At 60.1% G+C, this 10067-nt stretch carries 7 protein-coding genes; all 7 read right to left on the bottom strand.

What is annotated here, in order from left to right; genetic code table 11:
- Nucleotides 1–71: 71 nt before the first annotated feature.
- Entirely contained in the window at nucleotides 72–1394 is a 1323-nt protein-coding gene (pmbA, locus tag ACOCD2_RS06430) for a metalloprotease PmbA (protein ID WP_293645949.1), read from the bottom strand.
- Nucleotides 1391–2833: a metalloprotease TldD gene (gene tldD / locus ACOCD2_RS06425; protein ID WP_293645947.1), complete on the bottom strand. Its 1443-nt coding sequence runs from the start codon at nucleotides 2831–2833 to the stop codon at nucleotides 1391–1393. The genes pmbA and tldD overlap by 4 nt, the downstream gene beginning before the upstream one ends.
- 17 nt (nucleotides 2834–2850) lie before the next feature.
- Nucleotides 2851–3681 (bottom strand): carbon-nitrogen hydrolase family protein, encoded by an 831-nt coding sequence (locus tag ACOCD2_RS06420; protein WP_293645945.1) that lies wholly within the window; start codon nucleotides 3679–3681, stop codon nucleotides 2851–2853.
- 90 nt (nucleotides 3682–3771) lie between these two features.
- Complete coding sequence (locus ACOCD2_RS06415) at nucleotides 3772–7479, bottom strand: YhdP family protein (protein WP_293645943.1); 3708 nt, start codon at nucleotides 7477–7479, stop codon at nucleotides 3772–3774.
- Entirely contained in the window at nucleotides 7476–8927 is a 1452-nt protein-coding gene (gene rng, locus ACOCD2_RS06410; protein ID WP_293645941.1) for a ribonuclease G, read from the bottom strand. Before rng ends, ACOCD2_RS06415 begins: the two co-directional genes overlap by 4 nt.
- Before the next feature lie 9 nt (nucleotides 8928–8936).
- Nucleotides 8937–9500 (bottom strand): Maf family protein, encoded by a 564-nt coding sequence (locus ACOCD2_RS06405; protein ID WP_293645939.1) that lies wholly within the window; start codon nucleotides 9498–9500, stop codon nucleotides 8937–8939.
- A 13-nt stretch (nucleotides 9501–9513) separates the two neighbouring features.
- A partial coding sequence (locus ACOCD2_RS06400) for a transglycosylase SLT domain-containing protein (RefSeq protein WP_293679742.1) occupies nucleotides 9514–10067 on the bottom strand: 554 nt, incomplete at its 5' end.

Here is a 10067-nt window from a genome sequence, read left to right as displayed (position 1 = left end):
CATAAAAGTTAGCATAGTCCTTCGTGGTGGCTGCTTTCAATGATCTGGAGCAATTTTTCTTTGAACCGGTTTCATTCCCCTGCGACGGTCATCTGTTCCACCCACCAGGAGCCGGTATGCACGCTGCCGGGAATGTCGGTGTCGTTGCCCACGGCGAGCAACTGGCGGTACATGTCTTTCAGGTTGCCGGCGATGGTGATTTCTTCCACCGGATACTGGATCTCACCGTTTTCCACCCAGAAGCCCGCCGCGCCCCGGGAGTAGTCGCCGGTGACGGCATTCACGCCCTGGCCCATGAGTTCGGTGACCAGCAGGCCGCTGCCCATTTCCCGGAGCATCTGTTCCAGACTCAGGTCGCCGGTGGTGATGGCTAGGTTGCGTACCCCGCCGGCATTGCCAGTGGTCTGCAGTCCCAGCTTGCAGGCGGAATAGCTGTCCAGGAGGTAGGTCTGGATGACGCCCTGGTCGATGATGGCCTTGGGGTTGGTGGCCACGCCTTCGTTGTCGAAGGGAGCGCTGGACAGACCCCTGGGAATATGGGGATCTTCCGTGACTTTCACCCAGTCGGGAAAGATTTGCTGTCCCAGGCTGTCCAGCAGGAAGCTGGACTGGCGGTACTGGGCATGGCCGCGCAGGGCGCCGGTGAGGCTGCGCAGCAGGTGGGATGCAATGTCGGCGCGGAAGATCACCGGCGCCTGGCGGGTGCCCAGCTTGCGGCCATTGAGCTTGGCCACGGCATTGGCGGCAGCCTTCCTGCCGATAGCTTCGGGAGACAGCAGTTCGCGCCAGTCCCGTCGGCTGTCATACCTGTAGTCCCGCTGCATACAGTCGCCATCCTGGGCCAGCACCACGCAGCTGAGGGTATGGCAGCTGGTGGGATAGCCGCCCACGAAACCGTTGCTGTTGCCGTAAATGAAACTGCCGCTCTGCGTATTCAGGGTGGCGCCTTCGGAATTGCTGATACGTTCGTCGTAATCGCGGGCAGCCTGTTCGGCTTCCAGGGCCAGGTCATGGGCCTGGTCCGTGTCGATATCCCAGGGATGATGCAGATCCAGTTCCGGATAGTCCCGGGCCAGCAGCTCCGGGTCGGCCAGGCCGGCGCACGCGTCTTCGGAAGTGTAACGGGCGATGGTGCAGGCCTTGCTCACGGCTTCTCGCAGGGCAGCGGGCTTGAGGTCCGTGGTGTTCGCCGACCCCTTGCGTTTGCCGAAATACACGCTGATGCTCAGGCCCTGATCGCGGGTATGTTCGATGGTTTCCACTTCGCCCAGGCGCACGGTGACGGACAGGCCGGCGCTGCTGGATACGGCGGCGTCCGCCGCGCTAGCGCCCAGCTTCTTTGCCTCGGCGAGAAGATCAGCGACCATGGATTCGAGCTGTTCTATGCTGCTCATACTGCTGTACCTCCCACGGTGATTTCATCGACTTTCATGGTGGGCTGGCCCACGCCCACAGGAACGCTCTGTCCGTCTTTGCCGCAAACGCCGACGCCCTGATCCAGGGCCAGATCGTTGCCCAGCATGCTCACCCGGGTGAGCACCTCGGCGCCATTGCCGATGAGGGTGGCGCCTTTCACCGGCGCAGTGATCTTTCCGTCTTCGATGAGATAGGCCTCGCTCAGGGAGAACACGAACTTGCCCGAGGTGATGTCCACCTGACCGCCCGCGAAGTTCACGGCGTACAGGCCTTTCTTTACGGAACGGATGATTTCTTCCGGCTCGTGCTCGCCGGGGAGCATGTAGGTGTTGGTCATGCGCGGCAGAGGCAGGTAGGCGTAGGATTCGCGCCGCCCGTTGCCCGTGGGCTCCATGCCCATGAGGCGGGCGTTCAGCTTGTCCTGCATATAGCCTTTGAGAATGCCGTTCTCGATGAGTACGGTATTGCTGGCGGGGGTGCCTTCATCGTCCACGGTGAGGGAACCGCGGCGGCCCGGTAGGGTGCCATCGTCCACCACGGTGCACAGGGGCGAGGCGACCTTTTCGCCGATACGCCCGGAGAAGGCCGACAGCCCCTTGCGGTTGAAATCGCCTTCCAGGCCATGGCCCACGGCCTCGTGCAGCAGTATGCCTGGCCATCCCGGTCCCAGCACCACGGTCATGGCGCCTGCAGGGGTATTGATGGCTTCCAGATTCACCAGAGCCTGGCGAACCGCCTCCCGGGCATAGCCCAGGGCGCGGTCTTCCTCCAGCAGCCAGGTCAGGGGGCCACGGCAGCCCCCGCCGGTTCCTGCCTGCTCACGGCGTCCATTCTCTTCGACGATGACGTTCACATAGCACAGGATCAGGGGACGCATGTCGGCGGCGAGATGCCCCTGGTTGTCCATGACCAGAATGGTATCGTGGTTAGCAACCAGGTTGACGGTGACCTGTTTCACCCGGGGATCCGCGGCTCTGGCGGCAGCGTCCAGCTGCTTCAGCAGATCGATCTTGCGTTCGTCGGGCAGGCTTTCCAGGGGATTCAGGGCCGGATAGAGTGGCTGAACTGCCCTGGCGCCGGTTATGGCGATACGGCCGCTCTGGCCCGCATGGGTGATGGCGTGGGCGCAGGAAGCGGCTTCCAGCAGGTTTTCCAGGTGCAGGTCTTCGGTGTAGGCGAAGCCGGTTTTCTCACCGCTGATGGCGCGCAGCCCGGCGCCCTGCTCCAGGTTGAAATTGCCTTCCTTGATGATGCCGTCATCGAGAACCCAGGACTCCTGGCGGCTGTACTGGAAATACAGGTCTGCGGCATCCAGCCGGCTGCTCATGAGCTGGTTCATGATGCGTTGAAGATGGTGATCGTCGATGCCAGCGGGAGACAGCAGGGTCTCCCGGGCCAGGTCGAGGGTGTTGCTCATGGTGATGGTTTGCTCGGTTATGTACAGTGAAAACGGCGGTGCTGCAGGCTGGGAAAATTGCGCCGGGTGGCCTGCAGAAAGTCCCGGTTGATTTCCGCGATGACAGGACCGTTGCCGCTGGTCTGTTCCGCCAGCTTGTTGCTCCAGGGGTCCACGATCATGCTGTGGCCCCAGGTCTTGCGGCCGCTGATGTGGAAGCCGCCCTGGGCAGCGGCGAGCACGAAGCAGAGATTTTCGATGGCGCGGGCACGCAGCAGGGCGTCCCAGTGGGCGGCGCCGGTCATGGCGGTGAAGGCCGCGGGCAGGGCGATCAGTTCCATGCCCTGGTCCAGCAGCGCACGGTACATTTCCGGGAAGCGCAGGTCGTAACAGACGGAAAGACCGAGCTTGCCGAACGGCGTGTCCACCACGCAGAGTTCATCGCCGGGTTCGATGGTTTCCGATTCCACGTATTGCTCGTCGGTTTCCACCAGGTTGACATCGAACAGGTGCATCTTGTCGTAGCGGGCGACCCGCTGTCCCTGGTCGTTGTACAGCAGGCAGGCGGCGCGTAGCTTGTCACTGGTCTGACTGGCGATGGGCAGGGTGCCTCCCACCAGCCAGACCCCCAGTTTTTGCGAGATCTGGGACAGGAAATGCTGTATCGGTCCGTCGTTGTCTTCTTCTCTGATGCGCAGCATGTCCTGGCAGCTGGCGCCCATGTAGGCAAAGTTCTCGGGCAGTACGATCAGGCGCGCGCCTTCGCGGGCAGCATGTTCCATCAGCCGCTGTGCTTCGAGCAGGTTGGCATTGACGTTGGAGCCGGAAGCGAGTTGGATGCAGGCGGCTTTGAATAGGTTATCTGTCATTATGTATGGGCTTGGATTTGTTTGTGACTGATTTGGAAGAAGAATAACACGAGGCGCGGAATGCCGCATCGCTTCCCATGTCCGCTGAAATCACGGGTTCAGTACGGATGAATCGATTTTTTCCTCTCCCTTGCTCGAGTGCCTGGTGAGTTTGGGATCATCCCAGGTGCCGCTGACGTTATAGGTGATGCGCTGGATCTTCTGCAGCTTTTTCGCAAATGCCTGTTGCGCCAGCAATACCACCAGGCCGGCCGCGGGCCCCCCCGCAATGGCGCTGGCTACGGGCAAAGTGGCATCCAGCCGGGGCGAAACAGACAGGATCTGGTCGTAGGTTTCATTGACCAGATCGATACTGCCGGCAATGAGTATGGTGGCCGAAGGTCCGAGAATTTCCAGGTTGTTGGTATACATCTGCCCGGCATCAAACTGGAAGTTGCCCATGATGGTGTCGAAGGCCATGCCCTTCTGATAGACATCCTTGAAATCCAGCTTCAGGCGCCGGTACAGGGAATCGAAGTTGACCAGCCCCAGCACCCGCGCCAGGCCGGGTTTGAAATTCAGGAAGCGGCCCGCCGCCATGTCCAGCTGGGCCTCACCCTGCATTTGTGGGATGTTGGGCTGGAAGGGCGCCCCCGGCCAGTTGAGGTCGAAACTGAGATAGGTTTTGCTGCCGGAAAGAAAATCCATTTTCAGGGCTTTTCGCAGCAGTTTTCCCATGTTGTCCGTGGTGATAATGCCTTTCATCCAGGTCGTGCCGCCGCCGCTGTATTCCCAGCTGCCGTGAATGGAAATGTCGGCCAGCTTGCCGTGGGCATCCAGTTTTTCGATGACCTGGTTTGCTCCATCCTTGCGGGTTATGAATTCCAGCTTGCCCAGGTTCGCCTTGTTCAGGCGCAGCTTCCTGCTGGTAAGCCTTATGGTGGGAAAATCGGCAGGCAGCAGTTTTTCCGTAGAGGCAGTCTTGCTGTCCGGCTGGTCTTTGTCACGGGTCTGCAGGTACAGCTTTTCCAGTTCCAGGACGAAGGGGCGATCAGGGCGGTTCTGGGAAAATTCGATGTGGCCGGCGATATTGTCGGCTTCCACCGTTCCTTTCCACAGCCCGTTGCTCTGTCTGAGATCCAGCATGAAAGCAGATGCTTCGAGGATATCGGCATCCAGTCTGTCGGTTTCCACGCGGATGTGACCCGGCTGTACCGAGGACAGGCCGTGCTCATGGCTGTTATCGCTGAAGTGCTTTATCCAGCTTTTCACCGCCAGGGAGGTGATTTTCACGAGTAATTCCGGTTTGTGTGCTTTTTCCTGCTTGTAGGTCACCCCGAGGATGTTGCCGTATTTCAGGGTGTTCAACGTGTTGTCGCTGCCCAGCAGCATATCCAGCCGCAGGGGAATGGGTGTGGCTGCCTTCTTGTCTACGGGAGGCGGCAGGTGCAGCGCCATGCCCCGCAGGTCTGACCGTATGTGCAGTATGGTGGGAGCGTCCGGTGGGGCGGCCAGGCCAGGGATGTCCAGCTTGAGGCTGATGTCTGCGGCACCTTCGGGATTCATGGGGGCGAGCTGCGGATACTGTTTAACCAGCCCGTGGCCGGAAACCTTGCCCTGTGCTTCCACCACGGTTTTGTTTTTGACGGGGTTCACCGAAACGGTGATTTCCGCTCCCAATGCCCTGGCGCGAATATCTTCGGCCACCAGGCCACGCTCGGATACCAGCAGTTTGCCGCGCAGATCGTCCAGCTGCAGCTTCTGCTCCAGCAGTGTCAGGGAGGCGCCTCGCCCGAAGTCCAGAGCCACCCGGAAAGTGGGCGGTGTTTTCCTGCGGGGAGGCAGGGGGAGGTTGAGCTGGATACGGGCATCGGCCCTGCCTGCGACCGCCAGTCCAGCCACCCGTTTGGCGAGACTGGTTTTCAGTGGTGTATCACGCAGGAGTCGCAGAAAATCCCTGAGCGGGCCTTTCGTTCTGCCCTTGACCACCAGGGGCTTGAGCGGCTTGAGAGAAGCAATGCCAGCCGTAGCGCGGCGAACCTGGGTGTTGTAAATACGCGCCTTGTCTGCCTCTATAGTCAGGTCATTGTTGTGAAAGCGTACCTTTGCCCGGGTGCCCTCCAGGGGCGGCCAGTCGGCCTGGTAGGCCAGCTTCAGATCTTCCACATCGAACAGCACTTCAAAGTGGCCGTCATGGGTCTTGTGGAAAGGGAAATGCCCCCTGGCCAGCGGACCGTGAAACAGGAAACTGCCCTGAGGCACACGACCGGAAACGATGGCGGCATCCAGCCAGCCCACGAGCTTGTCGCTCATGATGCCTGCCGGATAGTACAGCCCGGCATGTTCACCCCTGCCGTTGCGGAAATCTGTCTGTACATCCATGACCGCTGGTCTGTTCGGTGCCTTGTCCACCCGCAGACGGCTGACAGTCTGCAGGTCGGGTGAGTCTGCCAGCAGGTGGTCGGTGTACAGCGTCCAGTTTTCTGTATCCCGACCCTGCCAGAAAATATCCCCCACAAGCCGCTTTAGAGGAAGTGGCTGGCGGAACAGCGTCTTGAACAGCACCTGTGCATCCCTGGTATCCAGTATCAGGTGCGCCAGATCCTTCTGGGCCATGAACGTGCCACTGAAATTGTTTACGCCGGGAAGCTTTTCCCAGGGCAGAAAGGACAGATGTGCAAAGTTTGCACGAAAAACCGGAAGTATCTCCGGTTCACCCAGATCCAGGTTGATGCGGATGTCAGACAGCAGCCCTTTCGGAGCAATGGCTTCGAGGTGGTTTCTCAGGGGTTTGTCGCGGGGGAGCAGGGGCAGCAGCCTGGCTGCGCCCTCCAGGTCGATCCGGGAGATGCCCAGCAGCAGTTTCTCCTGCTGCATCAGCGCCGCCATGCCAGTGTCGCGCCAGGGGTAGCCATTGACGCTCAGCTGGAAGTCCTTTAACTGTAGTTTCCAGTCCTGGTCGTGCTTCTCGTACAGCAGGTCACCCTGCAGGCTGTCCAGTACCAGCACCTGCTTGTCCGGTGTATAAAGGCTCACTTTGTCCAGGTCGAGCTGCCCCCTGGTCGTGAGATGCTGTCCCTGCTGCCAGTAGCTCCAGGCCTGAAAATTCAGCTGAAGATCGCTCAGCAGATAACCTTGCGGAAGATAGGCCTGCAGCAGCTGCTCGGTCTTGAGCCCCTCTCCCCGGGACCAGAAAGTACCGGACCAGTCACCCCCGTTGATGGAGCCGTCGATTTCCGCACGTACCTGAAAGCCCTGCTCCCTGGAGCTGATGCTCAGGCTGCTGTGATCGCCCCGCGTGAAAAGTTTGATGGCCAGATGCTGCTGGTGAATATGGGCGCCGCGCTTTTCGTCGCGCACATCGATGGTGGCGTCTTCGAGAAAGATGTAGGTGGGCAGGTTGGCGCCCGTGGGCTTGAGCATGCCCAGGATGCGGGTCTTGCCTGCCTTGTCCCGGAGTATCTGTACTTCGGTGCCCTTGAGATGGATGTTGATGGGCAGGTTTTCCTTCCACCAGGGCAGCGCGCCCAGGTTCATGCCCACCAGTACATCACCCAGGGTCAGTCTTTCCTCGTCGCCAATGGAAAGCTGGCGCACCCAGATGCGGGGGGTGACGCCCGCCCAGTAGGTTTCTATCTTGCTGAAATGCACCTGCGCGCCGACGATGGCGCTGGCCCACTCCTGGATGGTCTGCTTGTTGTTTTCGGCGTACAGGGCAAAGCCGAAGACCAGTACTTTTGCCGCTGCACCGAGGATGATGATGTACAGCAGCTCGGTGATGCTCGCCATCAGGCGCTTGAAGAACTCCCAAAGGATCAAACCAGCACCACGTCGTATTGCTCCTGTGTGTAGAGGGTCTCGGCCTGGAGGCGGATGGGCTTGCCGATGAACTGTTCCAGTTCCGCCAGATCCTGGGATTCCTCGTCCAGCAGCCTGTCCACCACTTCGGGCGATGCCAGCACCAGCAGCGACTGGCTCTCGAACTGGCGGGCTTCGCGCAGGATTTCGCGGAAGATTTCGTAGCAGGTGGTTTCCGCTGTCTTGATGTAGCCCCGGCCGTTGCAGGTGGGGCAGTCGTTGCACAGCACATGCTCCAGGGATTCGCGGGTGCGCTTGCGGGTCATTTCCACCAGCCCCAGTGAAGATACCTCGCAGATGGTGGTGCGGGCGTGATCACGGGCAAGACAGCGTTCCAGCGCGCGCATCACCTGGCGTTTGTGTTCCTGCTCCGCCATGTCGATGAAGTCGATGATGATGATACCGCCGAGGTTGCGCAGCCGCAGCTGGCGGCAGATGGCCTGGGCTGCTTCCAGATTGGTCTTGAAGATGGTTTCCTCGAGGTTGTGATGACCCACGAAACCGCCGGTGTTGACGTCGATGGTGGTCATGGCCTCGGTCTGGTCCACGATCAGGTGGCCACCGGATTTCAGGTCCACCCTGCGGGCCAGGGCCTTATGGATCTCGTCCTCCACATTGTAGAGATCGAACAGGGGACGCTCGCCGGGATAGTATTTCACCAGTGCCGCAATGTCCTTGTTGAATTTTTCGGCGAAATTCAGCGCCTTTTCCCAGGTGGAACGCGAATCGATGCTGATCTTTTCCACGTCGGGACCGGCCAGGTCGCGCAATGCACGCAGGGCCAGCGGCAGGTCTTCGTGAATGATCTTGATGGCGTTGGTATTGCTGGCTTTCTCCTGGATGGATTGCCACAGGCGCTGCAGGAACAGCATGTCGGTGCGCAGTTCCTCGGCATCGATACCTTCCGCTGCGGTACGGGCGATGAAGCCGCCTTTCAGTCCACATTCCTCCGATACTTCGTGGAGTATGGTTTTCAGACGCTGGCGTTCCTCGTCATCCTCGATTTTCTGGGAAATGCCCGTGGTGGTGCTGTTGGGCATGAACACCAGATAGCGTGAGGGAATGGAAATGTTGGTGGTCAGCCGCGCACCCTTGGAGCCCAGGGGGTCCTTTACCACCTGCACGACCACATAGCTGCCCTCACGGACCAGCTGGGTGATGTCCGTGGACTTGTCGCCGTTGGTATTGCTGATGTCTGCGGCATGGAGAAAAGCAGCCCTTGCCAGGCCGGCTTCGACGAAAGCGGCCTGCATACCGGGCAGCACGCGGCAGACCTTGCCCTTGTAGATATTGCCCACCAGCCCGCGGTTGGAGCTGCGTTCGATCAGCACCTCCTGGACGATACCGTTCTCGATGAGGGCAACCCGCGTTTCGGGGGGAGTGACGTTGATCAGGATTTCTTCGCTCATGGCATTATCTTACACCGCCAGCAGGCCGGCATTCGCCAGTATTTGTCCGGTTTCGTACAGGGGCAGTCCCATGATGCCCGAGTAGCTGCCGGAAATGTGTTCGATGAACAGTGCGCCGTATCCCTGTATGGCATAGGCGCCGGCCTTGTCGGCGGGCTCTCCCGTCGCCCAGTAACGCCGGGCCTGTGCTTCGCTGACAGGGCAGAAACGTACATGGCTGCTGCTGAGCCGGTAGTGCTGCTGCCCGTCGTGAAACAGGGCCACGCCGGTATGCACCTCGTGGGTGGTGCCTGACAGTTGCCGCAGCATCCGGATGGCGTGTTCTCTGTCATCCGGTTTGCCGAGGATGGTATCGTTCACCACCACGCAGGTATCCGCTGCCAGCACGGGCTGGCCAGGGCTTCGCGCTGCACCGGCGGTGGCCTTGGCCAGTGTGATGCGCCGCACATATGCCAGCGGTGATTCGTTTCCCAGTGGCGTTTCATCCACGTCTGCGGGAATGACTTCGTGAGCGATGCCGATCTGGTTCAGCAGTTCGCGGCGTCGGGGTGATTGTGAGGCCAGCAGGATCATGTATGGTCAGGGTCTACAGAATGCTCTTGTCCGGATGCAGCTCGACCAGCAGTTTGTAGGCGGCATAGTACTTGTAGATATTGGCGACATAGCGCACGGTTTCCCTGCCGACGATCTTGCCTGCTGCAATCTCCACGTTGCCGAACCAGACATTGGGGTTCAGCCCCATGGCTTTTGCCTTGGCGCGCATCTTTCTGACCTTCGCCGGCCCGGCATTGTAGGCAGCCCAGGCAAATGCCATGCGGTCATCGGGCTTGATGGCCGGGTCTGAAAAATAACGGTCACGCAGGAAGGCCATGTACTTGGCGCCTGCGTGGATATTGTTTTCTTCCGTGGAGATGTCCCTGATGCCCACGTTCTTGTCCGCGGCCGTGCTGGGCAGCAGTTGCATGATCCCCACCGCGCCGCGATGGCTTTTGCGCTGCTGATTAAGTTCGGATTCCTGATATCCCTGGGCAGCCAGCGCCAGTGCATCGAAGCCGTATTTGTCACCGTATTTTTCGAACAGTTTCAGCAGGTGGGCGAACTTCCGCTGACAGCCATGGAGAGCGAAGCGAAGGCTGGTAG

The sequence above is a fragment of the Thiolapillus sp. genome (assembly GCF_048562965.1).
Lineage (GTDB): Bacteria > Pseudomonadota > Gammaproteobacteria > Chromatiales > Chromatiaceae > Thiolapillus > Thiolapillus brandeum_A.
Note: the sequence above shows the minus strand (reverse complement) of the source record. Positions and strands in the feature narration are given on the sequence as shown.

What these genes read in the sequence shown, in the direction of transcription:
- rng (WP_293645941.1), bottom strand. Translation starts at nt 8,927, where the DNA reads ATGAGCGAAGAAATCCTGATCAACGTCACTCCCCCCGAAACGCGGGTT.
- pmbA (WP_293645949.1), bottom strand. Translation starts at nt 1,394, where the DNA reads ATGAGCAGCATAGAACAGCTCGAATCCATGGTCGCTGATCTTCTCGCC.
- tldD (WP_293645947.1), bottom strand. Translation starts at nt 2,833, where the DNA reads ATGAGCAACACCCTCGACCTGGCCCGGGAGACCCTGCTGTCTCCCGCT.
- ACOCD2_RS06405 (WP_293645939.1), bottom strand. Translation starts at nt 9,500, where the DNA reads ATGATCCTGCTGGCCTCACAATCACCCCGACGCCGCGAACTGCTGAAC.
- ACOCD2_RS06420 (WP_293645945.1), bottom strand. Translation starts at nt 3,681, where the DNA reads ATGACAGATAACCTATTCAAAGCCGCCTGCATCCAACTCGCTTCCGGC.